This is a genomic window from Pelosinus fermentans JBW45 (genome assembly GCF_000271665.2).
GTDB classification, from domain to species: Bacteria; Bacillota; Negativicutes; order DSM-13327; family DSM-13327; genus Pelosinus; species Pelosinus baikalensis.
On the sequence record NZ_CP010978.1, the window covers coordinates 2,262,501 to 2,279,933 of the forward strand.

Annotated in this window: 18 protein-coding genes (1 of these 18 cut by a window edge); all 18 read left to right on the top strand. The window is 37.5% G+C overall.

Going from position 1 to position 17,433, the window contains the following annotated elements; translation table 11 throughout:
• Positions 1–884, top strand: partial view of a dihydropteroate synthase gene (gene folP / locus JBW_RS09720; protein WP_007953659.1) — the 3' portion only. 319 nt of this gene lie to the left of the window's left edge; the window shows 884 of its 1,203 coding nt (coding positions 320–1,203); its start codon lies beyond the left edge, outside the window; it ends in the stop codon at positions 882–884.
• A complete protein-coding gene (gene folB / locus JBW_RS09725) occupies positions 884–1,243 on the top strand; it encodes a dihydroneopterin aldolase (protein WP_007953658.1) in 360 nt (119 codons plus the stop codon). The genes folP and folB overlap by 1 nt, the downstream gene beginning before the upstream one ends.
• 4 nt (positions 1,244–1,247) lie before the next feature.
• Positions 1,248–1,745 carry a 2-amino-4-hydroxy-6-hydroxymethyldihydropteridine diphosphokinase gene (gene folK / locus JBW_RS09730; protein ID WP_007953656.1) on the top strand — a complete coding sequence of 166 codons (498 nt, stop codon included), beginning with the start codon at positions 1,248–1,250 and terminating at the stop codon, positions 1,743–1,745.
• Positions 1,746–1,770: 25 nt separating this feature from the next.
• Positions 1,771–2,913 (top strand): MGDG synthase family glycosyltransferase, encoded by a 1,143-nt coding sequence (locus JBW_RS09735; protein ID WP_007953654.1) that lies wholly within the window; start codon positions 1,771–1,773, stop codon positions 2,911–2,913.
• A gap of 136 nt (positions 2,914–3,049) precedes the next feature.
• Positions 3,050–4,138, top strand: coding sequence for a DNA-processing protein DprA (dprA, locus tag JBW_RS09740; protein WP_007953652.1), 1,089 nt, complete (start codon positions 3,050–3,052; stop codon positions 4,136–4,138).
• Positions 4,135–6,324, top strand: coding sequence for a type I DNA topoisomerase (gene topA / locus JBW_RS09745; protein WP_007953650.1), 2,190 nt, complete (start codon positions 4,135–4,137; stop codon positions 6,322–6,324). The genes dprA and topA overlap by 4 nt, the downstream gene beginning before the upstream one ends.
• 23 nt (positions 6,325–6,347) lie before the next feature.
• Positions 6,348–7,667, top strand: coding sequence for a methylenetetrahydrofolate--tRNA-(uracil(54)-C(5))-methyltransferase (FADH(2)-oxidizing) TrmFO (gene trmFO / locus JBW_RS09750; protein ID WP_007953649.1), 1,320 nt, complete (start codon positions 6,348–6,350; stop codon positions 7,665–7,667).
• A gap of 326 nt (positions 7,668–7,993) precedes the next feature.
• Positions 7,994–8,524 carry an ATP-dependent protease subunit HslV gene (hslV, locus tag JBW_RS09755; RefSeq protein ID WP_007953648.1) on the top strand — a complete coding sequence of 177 codons (531 nt, stop codon included), beginning with the start codon at positions 7,994–7,996 and terminating at the stop codon, positions 8,522–8,524.
• A 14-nt stretch (positions 8,525–8,538) separates the two neighbouring features.
• Positions 8,539–9,939: an ATP-dependent protease ATPase subunit HslU gene (gene hslU, locus JBW_RS09760; RefSeq protein ID WP_007953647.1), complete on the top strand. Its 1,401-nt coding sequence runs from the start codon at positions 8,539–8,541 to the stop codon at positions 9,937–9,939.
• 40 nt (positions 9,940–9,979) lie between these two features.
• Positions 9,980–10,756 (top strand): GTP-sensing pleiotropic transcriptional regulator CodY, encoded by a 777-nt coding sequence (codY, locus tag JBW_RS09765; protein WP_007953646.1) that lies wholly within the window; start codon positions 9,980–9,982, stop codon positions 10,754–10,756.
• A 372-nt stretch (positions 10,757–11,128) separates the two neighbouring features.
• Positions 11,129–11,539 (top strand): flagellar basal body rod protein FlgB, encoded by a 411-nt coding sequence (flgB, locus tag JBW_RS09770; protein WP_007953645.1) that lies wholly within the window; start codon positions 11,129–11,131, stop codon positions 11,537–11,539.
• Positions 11,540–11,541: 2 nt separating this feature from the next.
• Positions 11,542–11,982, top strand: a complete 441-nt coding sequence (gene flgC / locus JBW_RS09775; protein ID WP_007953644.1) for a flagellar basal body rod protein FlgC — start codon at positions 11,542–11,544, stop codon at positions 11,980–11,982.
• 15 nt (positions 11,983–11,997) lie between these two features.
• Complete coding sequence (gene fliE / locus JBW_RS09780; RefSeq protein WP_007953643.1) at positions 11,998–12,297, top strand: flagellar hook-basal body complex protein FliE; 300 nt, start codon at positions 11,998–12,000, stop codon at positions 12,295–12,297.
• Positions 12,298–12,336: 39 nt separating this feature from the next.
• A complete protein-coding gene (fliF, locus tag JBW_RS09785; RefSeq protein ID WP_007953642.1) occupies positions 12,337–13,875 on the top strand; it encodes a flagellar basal-body MS-ring/collar protein FliF in 1,539 nt (512 codons plus the stop codon).
• Positions 13,876–13,888: 13 nt separating this feature from the next.
• The gene (fliG, locus tag JBW_RS09790; RefSeq protein WP_007953640.1) at positions 13,889–14,899 is read left to right on the top strand and encodes a flagellar motor switch protein FliG; all 1,011 of its coding nucleotides are present in this window, start codon (positions 13,889–13,891) and stop codon (positions 14,897–14,899) included.
• Positions 14,892–15,647 carry a FliH/SctL family protein gene (locus JBW_RS09795; protein ID WP_235334177.1) on the top strand — a complete coding sequence of 252 codons (756 nt, stop codon included), beginning with the start codon at positions 14,892–14,894 and terminating at the stop codon, positions 15,645–15,647. The genes fliG and JBW_RS09795 overlap by 8 nt, the downstream gene beginning before the upstream one ends.
• The gene (gene fliI, locus JBW_RS09800) at positions 15,644–16,957 is read left to right on the top strand and encodes a flagellar protein export ATPase FliI (protein WP_007953636.1); all 1,314 of its coding nucleotides are present in this window, start codon (positions 15,644–15,646) and stop codon (positions 16,955–16,957) included. The genes JBW_RS09795 and fliI overlap by 4 nt, the downstream gene beginning before the upstream one ends.
• Positions 16,958–16,982: 25 nt before the next feature.
• The gene (fliJ, locus tag JBW_RS09805) at positions 16,983–17,426 is read left to right on the top strand and encodes a flagellar export protein FliJ (RefSeq protein WP_007953635.1); all 444 of its coding nucleotides are present in this window, start codon (positions 16,983–16,985) and stop codon (positions 17,424–17,426) included.
• The last annotated feature ends 7 nt before the right edge of the window (positions 17,427–17,433 follow it).

Consider the following 17,433-nt stretch of genomic DNA (forward strand, 5'->3'; position numbering starts at 1 on the left):
CAATTGCAGAGGCTATTGAGAGAACTTTAAATAATATTGAGAGTTTTCCTCAACGCTCATATGATTGGCAGCATCATTCGCTAAAGATTATGCCAAGGCGCACTTTAATAATGGGGATTTTAAATGTTACACCAGACTCTTTCTCAGATGGCGGTAAATATAATACCATCGAAAAAGCGCTGTATCATGTTGAAGAGATGATACAGTGTGGTGCCGACATTATTGATATTGGTGCTGAATCTACCAGACCCTACTTTGGAGCTGAAAAAATATCAGCTGAAGAAGAAATGAATCGATTGGGTCCCTTATTAGAACGAGTCTTATCGATATCTACAGTGCCTGTTTCGGTGGATACATATAAATCCAGCGTTGCGCTGGAGGCGTTAAAATTGGGGGCTCATATGATCAATGATATATGGGGACTGCAGCAAGATCATAATATGGCGAAGGTAGTAGCTGGGTACAATGTGCCTATTATTATCATGCATAATCAAGATACTACACATTATCAGCAAGACATTATGTCAGAAATATATAATTTTTTACAAAAGAGCATCTCTATAGGCATTCAAGCAGGCATTGATCCTAACAACATTATTATTGATCCGGGCATTGGATTTGGGAAGACGCCGGAACAAAATTTGATAGTAATGTCTCGTTTAGATGAGTTAAGATCATTAGGCTGTCCTATATTACTAGGTACTTCCAATAAAAGATTTATTGGTGAAGTGTTAGGCCTGCCAGTAGAAGAACGGGTAGAAGGGACAGGCGCTACCGTGTCTATTGGAATAATGAAGGGCAGTAATATTGTTCGTGTACACAATGTACAAGCAATGGCTAGAATAGCAAAAATGACAGATGCGATGATGAGGAGTGATATGTGATGAAGGATACAATACTATTAGAAAATATGGTGTTTTATGGGTTTCATGGGGTTTATGAATATGAACGTGAACAAGGGCAGCGTTTCTATGTGGATGCCCAAATACATGCGGATCTAAGTGAGGCAGCTAAAACGGATAAGCTCACTGATACAATTGACTATACGATGATTTATTCTCAAATCAAAGACGTTATGGAAAATCAAAGATTCCAACTATTAGAAGCAGTTGGCGGACATATTGCAGAATTAATTTTAAAGACAAGCATTGCTACGGATGTTACTATAAGAATTCGGAAGCCTGCTGTACCGATCCCTGGACCGCTAAATTTTGTTCAGGTTGAAATCAGCCGGAGTAAATAAGGTAATGATTATACTTGGATTAGGTTCTAATATGGGAGACCGCGAAAGTAATATAAAGTCGGCGATTTGCGAATTAAATAAGCAGAGTAAAATTACTATTAATAAAATATCATCCTTATATGAAACAAAACCTGTTGGTTTTGTGAATCAACCTAACTTTTTTAACTTAGTTATTAGTATTAATACTATGTTAAATCCCCATGAGTTATTAACAGAATGTCTACATGCAGAATATCAATTAGGCAGGATCCGTAAGCAGCGTTGGGGTCCTAGAAATATAGATATTGATATTCTTGTTTATCATGGTCATATTATCAAGGATGAGGTGCTGCAATTACCTCACCCTCGCTTACATGAGAGATCCTTTGTTCTTATACCGTTGCAAGAGATTGCTTATGATCTTCCTGTATATCAAGGGTTAACTTCTAAAGATCTATTGCAAACAATGAATGCCAATGATGATGTCATATTATATAAAAAAATGAATTTAGACTTTTTATAACGATAAGATAGGAGGCTAACGAAAGTTGGCTAAATCATGCAAAGTGTTATTTATTAGCGCTCCAATAGGGGCAGGCCATATAAAAGCAGCACAATCAGTTGCTGAAGCAATGTGTCGACAATATGGTCACGTTGAAACCAAACTGGTAAATGTATTTGATTTTTTTAATATATTTGTTGGTAAAAATATTTTAACTATTTATTTCAAAGTATTAGAATTATTTCCTAAAATATATGGGATGGCCTATGGCTGGGGAAATGAAAGTCCGCTTGCATTAGCAGGTCGTCAGATCATTAGTCGCTATTTGGCTAAAAGAATGGAACAATACATTTTAGGGTATAATCCAGATATTATTGTATGCACTCATGCCACTCCTGCTGGGCTTATCTCTTCTTTATTAAAAGATAAGAAAATTGCCATTCCGGTAGTTGGTGTAGTTACAGATTTTGTTGTACACCGCTTGTGGGTTTATCCTGAAATTCAACATTATGTTATTGCCAATGAAAAAATGGGCAAATTCTTATTTGACCACGGAATAAATGGTAATGGTATAAAGGTTATGGGAATTCCTGTTGGTGAAAAATTCTCACGAGTATCTGATAAAGAAAAAGTAATGCAGAATTTACAGCTTTGTAGTGAGATAAAAACAATTCTTATTATGGGTGGTGGAGCAGGACTTCTGCCCATGGATAAAATTGTTCAATGTTGTGAAAATATTGGCATTCCATTACAAATGATTGTTGTTGCAGGCAAAAATAAAAAGATGTATCAGAAAGTGATGAATTTACAGCCTAAGCTGCGCAATAAGGTACAAGTTTTAGGATATGTTGATTATGTTAATGAATTAATGGCAATTGCAGATCTAATCATTTCGAAGCCAGGAGGAATAACGTGTGCAGAAACATTATGTGCAGGCATACCGATGCTCATTTATCGACCTATACCAGGACAAGAAGAAGCAAATACAAATTATTTAATTGAGCAGCAAGTAGCTTTGAGGGCAGACTCTTTATTCGATATACAGCTAATCATAGAAAAATTGTTTATAGAGCAGCCTGACGAATTAATAAGATTACGACAAAATTCTTTGAAAATGGGACGACCTCAAGCTGCTGTGACTATAGCTGATTACATTTATTCTCAAGCTGAAATGAGAAGGAATTGTTGATATATGTGTTAGGGTTTTTCAAATTGACATTTTTTGTTGGTGTGTATTGTGGAAGTGTGCTATAATTACCATTATTTTATACTGATTTTCCTGAATATATATATGATTAGGTAAATGTGATCATGTTGGAGGAAAAATGGAAAAAATATACTTAGCAGCATTACAGATGGTAGCTGGAATTGGTAACGTACGTCTTAAAGGATTGGTTTCTTTTTTTGGTAGCGCTCAGCAGGCTTGGCTGGCCAATAAGCGTGATTTATTTTTATGTGGGCATTTAGATGAAACAATCTATAATAAATTACTCATACATCGGGAAAAAATAGATATATATACATTAGCATGTGATTGGGAAAGAAAAGGAATTCGTATTTGTTCTCATAACGATTCCGAATATCCTAAGTTGCTTCTAAATACTTATAATGCTCCTCAAGTTTTGTTTTATCGTGGTGCATTGCCAATTACTGATCATCTTATTGCAATTGTCGGGGCGAGGAAGGCTACTTCCTATGGGAAAAATGTTGCACAGTTACTAGCATCAGAGCTTAATGAAGCTGGAGTATGGGTAGTGAGTGGTGCTGCCCGGGGTATCGATACAGCTGCTCATCAGGGCGCATTATTGAAAGATGGATATACAATAGCAGTTCTTGGCTGTGGAGTGGATATTAACTATCCACCGGAAAATGGTAAATTGATAAATCAAATTGCAGAGCGTGGTGCTGTAGTTTCTGAATATGCTCCTGGCACTATGGCACATCCTGGTCATTTTCCAGCGCGCAACAGAATTATTAATGGCTTGTCCCGTGGGGTGGTAGTGGTGGAAGCTGCAGAAAGAAGCGGAGCATTAATTACAGCTGATTTTGCCTTGGAAGAAGGACGTGATGTCTTTGCTGTGCCTGGTAGTATTTTTTCACCATCTAGCAAAGGGACACATCGACTTGTAAAACAGGGTGCTAAACTGATTGATAGTGCTGTTGACATATTGGAGGAATATGACATTGCCGTTAAAGAGAAAGAGACTCAAAGAATCGACCTTACTAGCGAGGAAGCAATGGTTTATGATATTCTTACATATGAAAATTCTTTAGGGATTGAAGACATTGTCATGAAAACAAAGCTGAGTACCGCAGTAATTACATATATATTACTTCAGTTTGAATTACGTGGTTTAGTGACAGAGAATAGCGGGAAACGCTATTTGCGCTGCGCTAAGGAGGGAGTTAAGTGAGCAAAGCATTAGTTATAGTTGAATCTCCAGCAAAAGCAAAAACGATTGAGAAGTTTCTTGGAAAAAACTACACAGTTAAGGCTTCTATGGGACATTTAAGGGATTTGCCTAAGAGCCAATTTGGTGTAGATGTAGAGAACAATTTTGCGCCTAAATATATTAATATTCGTGGCAAAGGCGATCTTATAAAAAGTCTTAAAAATGCTGCTAAGGCAGCAGATATTGTTTATTTGGCATCTGACCCTGATAGGGAAGGAGAAGCGATTGCTTGGCATTTGTCACATATATTAAATATTCCTCAAGATAAGGCCTGTCGAATTGAGTTTAATGAAATTACAAAAACTACAATTCAAAATGCTGTAAAAAAACCTCGGCCTATTAATATGGAGAGGGTTGATGCGCAGCAAGCCAGGCGGTTATTAGACCGAATTGTTGGTTATCAATTAAGCCCTCTGCTGTGGAGGAAGGTAAGAAAAGGTCTTAGCGCAGGACGAGTGCAGTCTACAGCTGTAGGAATTATCTGTGATAGGGAAAAAGAAATCCAAGCGTTTGTCTCAGAAGAATATTGGACAGTGGTTGCAAAGTTGCGGGGAATGCCCAAAACGGCATTATTTGACGCCCAGCTTATTTTAATTGACGATCATAAGGCTAAAATTGATAACGAAGAGCAAGCTCAAAGTATACAAGAAGAATTAGAAAAGGCTGAATTTACGGTAGCGGACGTGAAGCGGCGAGAAAGGCGGCGTAATCCTGCTGCACCCTTTATTACCAGCAGTTTACAGCAAGAGGCATCACGCAAATTGGGCTTTACTTCTCGCAAAACAATGATGGTGGCTCAACAATTATATGAAGGGCTAGATCTTGGTAGCTCAGGTCCAGTCGGACTTATCACTTATATGCGTACTGATTCGGTGCGTTTAGCTGAGTCAGCTCAACAAGAAGCCGTTAAGTACATTGCAGCAACATATGGAGAAAGCTACTTACCTGAAAAGAGCCCAGTATATTCTTCGAAAAAATCCCAAGATGCACATGAAGCCATTCGTCCTACTAGTTTAGAATTTCCTCCAGAAAAGTTAGTTAAGTATCTTTCACGAGATCAGTCGCGATTATATACTTTAATTTGGGAACGATTCATTGCCAGTCAAATGGCACCAGCAATATATGATACGTTAACCGTAGATATTGCCGCTAGCCGTTTTTCTTTACGAGCAACAGGTTCGACGGTTAAGTTTCCTGGTTTTATGGCCGTATATACAGAAAGTAAAGATGGGGAAGAAAAAGAGAAAGATATTACATTGCCTAACTTGACGATTGGAGAGAAATTAAAGGTTAATAAGATTACTCCTAAGCAGCATTTTACAGAACCACCGCCTAGATATACAGATTCCAGCTTAGTAAAAGTACTAGAAGAAAAAGGTATTGGTCGCCCAAGTACCTATTCACCAATTGTTGAAACCATATTAGCACGAGGTTATGTAATTAAAGTAGAGAAAAAATTTCAACCAACAGAATTAGGCTTTGTCGTTCTTGATTTGTTAAAACAATATTTTAAAGCAATCGTAGATGTTGAGTTTACAGCTAAAATGGAAAATAGTCTTGATGAAATTGCCGATGGCAAAGGTTCACGCATTGATTTATTACGAGAGTTCTATGCTTGGTTTGCTGTAGACTTAGAACAAGCAGAAAAAGAAATTGGTCATGTTGAACTTCCTGTGGAAGTATCCGATGTACCATGTGAGAATTGTGGTAGATTAATGGTGGTAAAACATGGCCGTTATGGTGATTTCTTAGCGTGTCCTGGTTTCCCAGAGTGCCGTAATACAAAGCCTATTTTAAAAGAGACCGGAGTACAATGCCCCAAATGCGCTGGAAGTATTGTTGAACGGCGAACAAAACGCAGTAAAACCTTTTATGGATGTAAGAATTATCCTGCCTGTGACTTTATGACATGGGATATACCTTTAAAAGAAAATTGTCAGACTTGTGGTGCCTTTATGTTACGGCATAATTTAAAAAGTGGTAAATTTAATATCATATGCAGCAATGAATCTTGCCAAACGCGTCAAAATGATATTGATAAAAAAGCGAATGATAGCACAAAAAAAACAAAAGATGCCAAAAAAAGTAAAACAACTTCAAGAAAATCTAAAGGTACGACGCTAACTAAGAAAACTAAATCAGAATAAATGATATAATCGGAGGAACAATCGTGTCTAAAGTAACTATTATCGGAGCTGGCTTAGCTGGCAGTGAAGCAGCTTGGCAAGTTGCGGAGGCGGGATATGATGTGGAACTGCATGAAATGAGACCCCATGTTATGCCGCCGGCTCATCATACGGATCAATTTGCAGAGTTAGTATGCAGTAATTCATTACGAGGGGCTGCAATTGAAAATGCTGTTGGATTACTAAAGGAAGAAATGCGAAAAATGAACTCTTTAATCTTGAAAGCGGCGGATGCAAGTAAAGTACCAGCGGGTGGAGCTTTAGCCGTCGATCGTGATTCGTTTAGTAAATATGTAACAGATGCTCTTGTAAGCCATCCAAAAGTAACAATTGTAAGTGGTGAAGTGACTGACATTCCTCAAGAACAATTACTAATTATCGCCAGTGGGCCTTTAACATCTCCAAACTTATCAGAATCTATCGGAAAAATAACAGGTAATGAATATTTGTACTTTTACGATGCCGCGGCTCCGATCGTATTAGGAGATTCTCTTGATATGAGTAAAATATATCGCGCCTCTCGTTATGGTAAGGGGGATGATGACTATTTAAATTGTCCTATGACTAAAGCTGAATATGAACTTTTCTGGCATGAGTTGACTCATGCAGAAACTGCTCCTGTCAAAAATTTTGAGAAAGCAATCTTTTTTGAAGGGTGTATGCCGGTAGAAGAAATGGCGAGTCGCGGTATTGATACTTTACGTTTTGGGCCATTGAAGCCAGTTGGGTTAGAAAATCCAACTACCGGGGAAAGACCTTACGCGGTAATACAATTACGTCAGGATAATTTTGCTGCTACTTTGTATAATATTGTTGGATTTCAAACACATTTAAAATGGCCTGAACAGGAGCGAGTCTTCCGATTGATACCTGGCTTAGAAAAAGCAGACTTTGTTCGCTTAGGTGTTATGCATCGAAATACATTTATCAATTCACCTAAAATTCTATCTACTACGCTGCAAATGATTACAAACTCCAACATATTCTTTGCAGGACAAATTACAGGTGTGGAGGGATATGTGGAGTCCGCTGCTTCCGGATTAGTAGCAGGACTTAATGCAAGTCGTTTATTATCAGGACTTGGGCCTGTAGTATTTCCGAAGGAAACAGCCCATGGAGCTTTGTGCCACTATATTACGAATGCCGAGGTAGAACATTTTCAACCTATGAATATAAATTTTGGACTATTACCACCGTGGGAGGAAAGAATACGAGATAAAAAAATAAAAAACCATTTAATTGCTCAACGCTCATTAAATGCTATTGATAAATTTAAAGAAGAATTATACAATAATCTTGCATAATTAATGTTATTGTGCTAGTATGAATTAATAAATTTTCCTACATAGCTTGACAGACGAGAGAGCCAGTCTTAGTAGTGTTTCATACTTCGACATATTTTAGAAGCATATAATTGTTATTTCGACAATTACACTATTATCTTATATTTGAAGATTGAAAAGAATGCCTCACAGCACTCTGTAATGAATTATTAGGCAGATATCGAGGGATTTTCGATTTTGCTAAATTACAAAGTGTTGAGGAGGTTCTTTTTACTCATGTAGCGAAAGAAAAATTAAAAACAGTCTATCATAATGCATATATATATGGTGCATAGGAGGCGGTATTTTTGTTTCACGCGACAACCATTGTTGCTGTAAAAAAACAAGGGAAAACGGCAATCGCTGGTGATGGTCAAGTTACTTTTGGTGGTAATACGATAATGAAACATAACGCTAAAAAGGTTCGACGTTTATATCATGGTCAAGTGTTAGCTGGCTTTGCCGGATCTGTGGCTGATGCATTTACCTTATTTGGAAAATTTGAAGTAAAGTTGGAAGAGTTCAATGGTAATTTAATGCGAGCTGCTGTTGAATTAGCTAAAGAGTGGCGTGTAGACAGAGTATTGCGTCGCTTGGAAGCATTACTTATTGTTACAGATGCAGATCATATGTTAATCATATCAGGAAATGGTGAGGTAATTGAGCCAGACGACGATGTTATGTCTATAGGTTCAGGTGGTCCTTATGCCTTAGCAGCGGCTCGGGCTTTAGTAAAACACTCTAATTTATCTGCTTCTGAAATTGCTCGAGAAGCGCTTCAAACTGCAGCAAGTATTTGTGTATATACAAATGGTAATATTACAGTTGAAGAGTTATAAAAAGGGGTGACAGTATGATTGAGATGACACCTAAACAGATTGTAATAGAATTGGATAAATATATTGTGGGACAACAACAAGCAAAAAAATCAGTGGCGGTTGCACTTCGTAATCGTTGGCGTAGTAAACAATTAGCAGCAAACTTGCAAGATGAAATTGTCCCTAAAAATATCTTGATGATTGGACCGACTGGTGTAGGCAAAACTGAAATTGCGAGGCGTTTGGCTAAGTTAGTCAATGCACCCTTTGTAAAGGTGGAAGCCACGAAATTTACTGAAGTTGGCTATGTAGGCCGTGATGTTGAATCAATGGTTCGCGACCTGGTAGAAACAGCTATTCGTATGGTTAAGCATGCAAAAATGCTAGAAGTAACAGAAAAAGCACATCAGTTTGCAGAAGAGCGTATATTGGAGTTTTTTGTGCCATCTGCTAAAAAAGAAACACCACGTAACCCTTTTGAAATATTATTTGGTGGCACAACTTCGAATAACGACGTAGCATCAAATAAAGTAATCGACGAAAATGTTGAGGCTCCAATTTTAAATCGGGAATATTGGAAAAAACGATTAGATAATGGTGAATTAGAAAATGAGTTTATAGAGATAATAGTAGAAGATTCTGTAAATCCTATGATGGGAGCATTCTCTGGTGCTGGCATTGAGGAAATGGGCATTAATATACAAGATATGCTTGGAAGTTTTTTGCCTAAAAAACAAAAAAAGAGAAATGTAACAATTGCTAATGCTCGTAAAATTTTTATTCAAGAAGAAGCGCAAAAGCTTATTGACATGGACGAAGTGACTGCCATTGCGTTAGATTTAGCAGAAAACTCCGGGATTATTTTCTTAGATGAAATTGATAAAATCGTAGGTCGTGGAAAATCGTCTGGTCCCGATGTATCACGGGAAGGTGTACAACGCGATATTTTGCCTATTGTAGAAGGATCTACTGTAGTTACCAAGCATGGTCCTATAAAAACGGATCACATATTGTTTATGGCTGCAGGAGCTTTTCATATGGCAAAGCCTTCCGAATTGATTCCTGAATTACAGGGACGCTTTCCTATTCGAGTAGAGCTAACGAATTTATCAAAAGCTGATTTAAAACAAATATTAACAGAACCAGCAAATGCCTTAATTAAGCAGTATATGAGCTTGTTAGAAACAGAAAATATAAAAATTCAATTTACTGATGATGCTATTGAGGAGTTAGCGGAAATTGCTTTTGAAGTAAATGCTCAAACTGAAAATATTGGTGCTAGACGTTTGCATACTATTTTGGAAAAATTACTAGAAGATTTAGCGTTTGAAGCACCTGATATAAATGAAAAATTGGTTTTAATCAATAAAGATTATGTCAAGACCAAATTAGCGCATATTGTAGTGAATCCAGATTTAAGTCATTTTATATTATAAACTAGGTTATATAACCTAATGAAGGGTAGGAGGCAGTATTATGACAACGATGTTAGAACGTACTCGTAAAATTAATAAATTATTGCAAAAATCCGAGAAAGTGGAATATGATGAAATTTCTCGCGTGCTCAGTACAGTGATGGAAGCAAATGTGTATATTGTTGCTAAAGATGGTAAAATATTTGGATATGCTTTGTTAGGTGATTTTGAATGTGATTTAATGCGTGATAAAGTGTTATTACAAGGATGTTTTCCTGAACGGTATGTAGAATGGTTACTGCGGGTTAACGAAACATCTCCAAATCTAAGCCTTGAGGGAGGTCTTTGTTCCTTTAGTGAAGATACGGGGTGTATGTTCACAGACAAGTTTACCACTATCGTCCCTATTCACGGTGTAGGAGAACGAATTGGCACATTAATTGTAGCTAAATTTCATACTGAGTTTCAAGATGAAGATCTTGTTTTGGCTGAATATGGAGCAACCGTTGTTGGTATGGAAATTTTAAGAGATCGTAGTGGAAAGATTGAAGATGAAGCTCGTAAGAAAGCCACGGTGCAAGTAGCTCTTGGTACCCTTTCTTATTCTGAACTTGAAGCTGTTATCCACATTTTGAATGAGTTAGAAGGTAATGAAGGTTTACTAGTTGCAAGTAAAATTGCTGATCGTGTAGGAATTACTCGTTCCGTAATTGTTAATGCCTTACGTAAATTTGAAAGCGCAGGGGTCATTGAATCAAAATCATTAGGAATGAAGGGTACTTATATAAAAGTATTAAATGAGCGCTTATTTGAAGAATTGAAAAAACTTAAAAAGTAATACAATAATAAAAAGAACTGCTGCTATTGAGATAGGTTCAATAGCAGCAGTTCTTTTTTTATCTCATGGTGTTATTTGAGAAATAAAAATGATTGTTGTAAAAATTTGTAGATAGAGGGATTTCTATATCTTTTGGTAGATGTGCAAAAGACAAAAGTATTATATCATTAACAAGGGTTGATTTTTGATTATGAAGGATTTTCTGTCACTTTATAGAATTATAAGTGTGTTATAATTGTGTAAAAATTGTTGGAAATAGTATTTTAACAAAGGTATTTGAAGGATTATATAGAATAATAATGCTTAGTTCTACATTTTGTGTAATAAAATGTAATTATGTTACATGTAATATAAAATACTGGAGGATTATGTGTGTTAAATTCAATTCTAGCGTCGCCGCGAGTGTCTGTGTTAGAGCAAGCTTTATCAGCATCTTCTTTAAGGCAAAAGGTAATTAGTAATAATATCTCCAATGTTAACACGCCGGGTTTTAAGAAAAGTGAAGTGGTTTTTGAAGATTTTCTGCAAGATGCCGTAGATAACGGTAAATTACAGATGACAAAAACAAATAGTCAGCATTTGCCATTGCAAGGAAAAGGGATTCCAACTCCTGCAGTAAAGGTAATTGATAAAACTTCTTTTAGAACTGATGGCAGTAATGTAGATATTGATATTGAAATGGCGAATCTGTCAAAGAATAATATCTATTATAACGCAGTAGTACAACAATTAAGTGGTTATTTCACAGGGATTAAGTCCGCGATAAAAGAAGGGAGAGGATAAGTATGGGAATGTTTGGTGCTATTGATGCAGCAGCATCAGGTTTAACAGCAGAACGACTTAGAATGGATGTAATCTCTAATAATATTGCTAATGTTAATACGACTCGTACTAGCCAAGGAGGAGCCTATCGACGTCAAATGGTTGTGTTTTCTCCGCGAGAAAATCAAGCAACATTTTCCCAGGTTTTATCTGAAAAGTTAGGTAATGATGTTGGAAATGGAGTTAGAGTGGTTGGAATTACTGAAGATACTTCTGCAGCTCGCTTAATCTATGACCCCGCACATCCAGATGCAAATCAAGATGGATATGTGGAAATGCCGAATGTTAACGTTGTATCTGAAATGGTAGATATGATTACGGCTACTAGGGCTTATGAAGCAAATGTCACTACGATTAATACAGCGAAAAGTATGGCTCTTAAAGCATTAGAAATTGGAAAATAATGGAGGTTGACATTTGTGCGTATAGAGGCACTTAAATTAACGCCAGTCAATTCGAACATGGTTGAAAAAGTTACGCCTCAAATAGAAGAGGGTAAGAAGAACTTTGGAGAATTCTTAACAGAGGCGCTTGGTGAAGTGAACAGTTTGCAGCAAGATGCGGCAAAGGCTTCGTTTGATCTAGCAGCAGGGAAATTGCAAGACATCTCTCAAGTGACGATAGCGGCAGAAAAAGCAACAATAGCAATGCAGCTAACGATGCAGGTCCGCAATAAAGTGGTTGACGCATATCAAGAAATTATGCGTATGCAGGTATAATTATGACAATATTTTTGTTGATTTGAAAGGGTGGAGACAATGGCAGATTGGAAAGAGCAGTCTCTGCGCTTGTGGCAAAACCTGGGTAAAAAAGAAAGATATATGATTCTTGGCTCGGCTATACTTATATTTGCAATTATTTTAGCGTGGAGTTTTTGGTGGGGTGGTCGCCCGGATCTTGTACCTTTATTTACTGAGATGGAAGCTAAAGATGCTGGTGAGGTAAGCGCAAAATTAAAGGAAATGAAAGTTACCCATGAAATTGGTGGTAATGGAAATGCAATTATGGTTCCTGCAAAAGATGTTTACCGCATCCGGTTGGATTTGGCCAGCCAAGGTTTGCCACGAGGCAATAAGGGCTTTGAAATATTTGAACAAAGTAAGTTTGGTGCTACTGAATTTCAAAATAAAGTGAATTTGGTGCAAGCATTACAAGGTGAATTAGCTCGTACAATTGAACAATTATCAGAAGTGGAAAAAGCTAGGGTACATATAGTTCTTTCGGAAGATAGTTTGTATAAGAAGAATGAAAAACCTGCAACAGCTTCTATTATGATTAAACTACGTACGGGGGCTCAACTATCAAAGGATCAAATAAAAGGTATTGTTAATTTAGTAGCTCATAGTATACAAGGGTTAAAACCTGAGAATATAACTGTGGTGGATCAGTTGGCTCGTGTACTTAATGAAGAGAATGACTCTAATGGAGTCTCTGGAGCAAATGTGACATTAACGCAAATTGAAATGACTAAAAAAGTACAAGATAGTTTGCAAAAAGATGTGCAGTCTCTATTAGAGCAAGTTTTAGGAGCCAATAAAGCTGCGGCAAGGGTAAATGTTGAGTTAAGTTTCGATCAACGTGTTGTAGATCGACAAACCTTTGAACCAGTAGTAGATGACAAAGGAATTATACGCAGTTCTCAAGAAATGAATGAAAATTTTACAGGCAGTGCACCCAATACTCCAGGTGGAGTGCCGGGAACGACTACAAATGTACCTGGTTATGTGACAGCCAATACAAATCAGTCCAATTATGAGAAAAAAGAAGTAATCCGCAATTATGAAATTAATGAAACAAAAGAAAAAGTTGTAGCAACGCCAGGATCTATTAAGCGGCTCACTGTGGCAGTCTTGGTTGATGCTAGTGTGAATCGGGCACAGCAAGATAGCATTCTAAGGACTGTGAGTTCTGCAATTGGCATTAATAATGCAAGAGGCGATACTGTTTCCGTTGAGAGCATAACCTTTAATACAGAGGCGGCAGATAAACAGCGTAGAGAAGAAATGGAAGCTGAAAGTCAACAACGGCAAGCTTTATGGTTGAAGATAGCATTAGCCGTAGCGACGGTTCTAGGAATTCTATACATTCTTCGTATGCGTGCTCTTCGCAAAAGGCAAGAAGAAGAAAAAATGGAAGAAGAAATTGCTGCTGCAACTGAATCAATGTCAATAGAAACGCCTGAAATGACAGCTCAGGAAATACAATTATCTGAACAGCGTAAAGAACTTGAAAGGCTGGCCAAAGCTAAACCTGAAGAGGTAGCGCAGTTAATTAGAGTTTGGTTGTCCGAAGAGTAGAGCGGGGGTAAGTATGTACCAATCAAATGAATTAAGTAATAAGCAAAAAGCGGCTATCTTATTGATAGCCCTTGGTCCCGAGGTTTCTTCTCAGGTTTTTAAGCATCTTAAAGAGGATGAAATGGAGAAGCTTACTCTAGAAATTGCTAATCAACGAAAAGTAACGCAAGAACAAAAAGAAAAAGTGTTAGCTGAATTTCATCAAATGTTAGTGGCAAATAATTATATTTCTTCTGGTGGCTTGGATTATGCTCGTGAAATCTTGGAAAAGGCGCTTGGTGCTGAAAAAGCAGTCTCTATTATTAATAGATTAACTTCAAGTTTGCAAATTAGACCTTTTGATTTCGCACGTAAAACAGATCCGGGACAATTGCTGAATTTTATTCAAAATGAGCATCCACAAACGATTGCTTTAATTATGTCATACTTACAAGCAGAACAATCAGGAACGATTTTATCATCTTTACCGCCGGATCGGCAGGTTGATGTGGCGAAACGGATCGCAACGATGGATCGTACGTCTCCTGATGTATTGAAAGATGTTGAACGCATTTTGGAACGTAAATTATCAGCTATGGTTACTCAAGATTTTACATCTGCTGGTGGTGTTGACTCCATTGTAGAAATACTTAATCGAGTTGACCGATCAACAGAAAGAACGATTATGGAAAACCTAGAGGTACAAAATCCTGAGCTTGCTGAAGAAATCAAACGCCGCATGTTTGTCTTTGAAGATATTGTATTGCTGGATGACAGATCCTTGCAATTGGTGTTGCGTGAGATTGAAAGTAAAGACTTGGCATTAGCTCTGAAAGCATCTTCAAATGAAGTTGCAGGTAAAATCTACAAAAACATGTCAAAACGTGCTGCTGACATGTTGCGTGAAGAAATCGAATATATGGGGCCAGTAAGAATTAGAGACGTTGAAGAAGCCCAACAAAAAATTGTTAATGTTATCCGTCGTCTGGAAGAGTCTGGAGAAATCGTTGTGGCACGTGGCAAAGGGGACGAGATCATTGGCTAATATTATACGATTTGCTTGTATGCAAGTGGAACCTTTGATAATAAATAATAATATGGTTATAGATGATAATGTTGAAGTAACTAAAGAATTAATTGAGGTTTCAGTGGATACTTCAGTGGCAGATGAAATAATAGCTTCGGCGAAAGAAGACGCAGCTGTTATTATTGATGAAGCTAAGAAGGATGCAAATCAATGCATTCATGAGGCAAACCAGCAAGTAGAGCAATTAAAACAACAAGCCCATGATGATGGATATCAAAAAGGATATCAGCAAGGGATCGAGCAGGGAAAACAATCAGGATTAGAGGAAATGCAGTCTCTGATTGATAATGCTGTTGAAAAAACGCAGCAAATGTTAACTCTTGGGGAAAAAGAAGCTAAAGAAATGATTTTAGCTGCAGAAAGGCAAATAATCGAAATTGCACTGGCTGTTGCCGGTAAAGTGCTGGCTTGCCAGATTGAAGAGAATCCTCTGATTGTACTGCCAATTGTCAAAAATGCGTTGGAAAAAGTCAAGGATCAGGAGCAAATTGTTCTTAGAGTGAGTAATAATGATTTTGATATCGTATTGCAAGCGAAACAGGAATTCCAAAATATGGTGGGATGTGAGCAGGCGTTAACAATTGTAGCCGATCGTACGATTACAGCAGGCAGTTGTGTGATTGATACATCCTATGGTGTGGTTGATGCTAAAATTGATACCCAGTTTGATGCACTTCGCAAAGCATTGCAAGGAGTGTTGCCATGAAGTCCTTTGATAATGAGAAATATCTAAATGTAATACAAAGCGCTGAGACAATGAAAATAGCTGGTAAAATAACACAAATCGTCGGTTTAGTGATTGAATCCCAAGGTCCTAGTGTTAACTTGGGGGATTTATGTTATATATCTCCGCGGAATGCAGGAGACGCAATTCCTGCTGAAGTCGTTGGATTTCGTCATAATAGGGTTTTATTGATGCCGATTGGTGAAATGCAAGGAATAGGACCGGGATGTGAGGTTTTTTCAGCTCATCAATCCTTAAAAGTTAATGTAGGACATCATTTACTAGGTCGCATCCTGGATGGTTTAGGCAATCCTATGGATGATAAAGGACCTTTAGCGATAAAAGAAGAGTATCCATTGCATAGTGCTCCGCCTCATCCTTTATCTCGCAGGCGCATTGAAAAAAAGTTATCAGTAGGTGTGCGAGCGATTGATGGTTTAATAACCTTAGGAAGAGGGCAGCGAATCGGTATTATGGCAGGCAGTGGTGTTGGGAAGAGTACATTGTTAGGCATGATCGCTCGTAATACGGAAGCGGATATTAATGTTATTGCTTTAGTTGGTGAGCGGGGAAGAGAAGTTAGAGAATTCATTGAACGAGATTTAGGAGAAGAAGGACTAAAACGCTCAGTGGTGGTTGTCGCTACATCTGATCAACCTGCTTTGGTGCGTATCAAAGGGGCAATGACTGCTACAGCTATTGCAGAGTATTTTCGTGATCAAGGCTTAGATGTTGTATTAATGATGGATTCGGTTACCCGTTTTGCCATGGCACAACGAGAAGTTGGATTAACTGTTGGTGAACCTCCTGCTACTCGTGGTTACACTCCATCTGTTTTTGCGATGCTGCCCAAACTGCTAGAGCGTTCTGGGACGGGTGAGAACGGTTCAATTACCGGTATTTACACGGTTCTGGTAGACGGTGATGATATGAATGAACCCATAGCGGATGCTGTACGCAGTATTTTAGATGGACATATTGTATTAGACCGTGGTATAGCTGCACAAAATCATTATCCAGCCATTGATGTTCTGGGAAGTGTAAGTCGGGTAATGTTAGACATTGTAGAAAATGAACACTATAAGGCAGCACAAAAAATGCGTTCAATTATGGCCACCTATCGTGAAGCTGAAGATTTAATTAATATTGGTGCATACGCAACAGGCAGTAATGTTAATATTGACAATGCGATTGCTGCGATTGATTCTGTTAAAGCTTTTTTGCAACAGGATGTTTACGAAAAAATGTCTGCAGATGAAACAATTGAAAAATTGCTATCGTTAACATCTTAAGTAAGGTTTTGAGGTGTGAAATAGGATGAAATCATTTAAATTTCGATTAGAAGCCTTACTCAAATTTCGCAAAATGCAAGAAGAACAGGCACAAATTTCATTTTGGCAAGCGACAAATCAATTTCGAATCGAAAAAGAAGAACTGGCAAAATTAGAAGAAAATGTACTGCAAAATATGAATTTATTGCGCAATTTTCAGCAGAATTTATTATCGATTGAAACTTTTAAGTCATTTCATCATTATTTTGATAAAATGAAAAAAGAAATTCAACAGCAAAATGAGTCTGTTAAACGTGCTGATGAATATAGACAAGAATGTTTAAAGAACCTTGAAGAAGCCGTAAAAGGTCATAAAGTTGTAGAAAAATTTCGCGAGAAAAAAATACAAGATTATCAAGCAGAATTACTAAAAGAAGAGCAAAAAATATTAGATGAAATAGGATTACAACTTTATGTAAGAGAAAAGTAGGGTGATC

What these genes read in the sequence shown, in the direction of transcription:
- folB (WP_007953658.1), top strand. Translation starts at nt 884, where the DNA reads ATGAAGGATACAATACTATTAGAAAATATGGTGTTTTATGGGTTTCAT.
- folK (WP_007953656.1), top strand. Translation starts at nt 1,248, where the DNA reads ATGATTATACTTGGATTAGGTTCTAATATGGGAGACCGCGAAAGTAAT.
- dprA (WP_007953652.1), top strand. Translation starts at nt 3,050, where the DNA reads ATGGAAAAAATATACTTAGCAGCATTACAGATGGTAGCTGGAATTGGT.
- hslU (WP_007953647.1), top strand. Translation starts at nt 8,539, where the DNA reads ATGATTGAGATGACACCTAAACAGATTGTAATAGAATTGGATAAATAT.
- codY (WP_007953646.1), top strand. Translation starts at nt 9,980, where the DNA reads ATGACAACGATGTTAGAACGTACTCGTAAAATTAATAAATTATTGCAA.
- flgC (WP_007953644.1), top strand. Translation starts at nt 11,542, where the DNA reads ATGGGAATGTTTGGTGCTATTGATGCAGCAGCATCAGGTTTAACAGCA.
- fliF (WP_007953642.1), top strand. Translation starts at nt 12,337, where the DNA reads ATGGCAGATTGGAAAGAGCAGTCTCTGCGCTTGTGGCAAAACCTGGGT.
- fliG (WP_007953640.1), top strand. Translation starts at nt 13,889, where the DNA reads ATGTACCAATCAAATGAATTAAGTAATAAGCAAAAAGCGGCTATCTTA.
- fliI (WP_007953636.1), top strand. Translation starts at nt 15,644, where the DNA reads ATGAAGTCCTTTGATAATGAGAAATATCTAAATGTAATACAAAGCGCT.
- fliJ (WP_007953635.1), top strand. Translation starts at nt 16,983, where the DNA reads ATGAAATCATTTAAATTTCGATTAGAAGCCTTACTCAAATTTCGCAAA.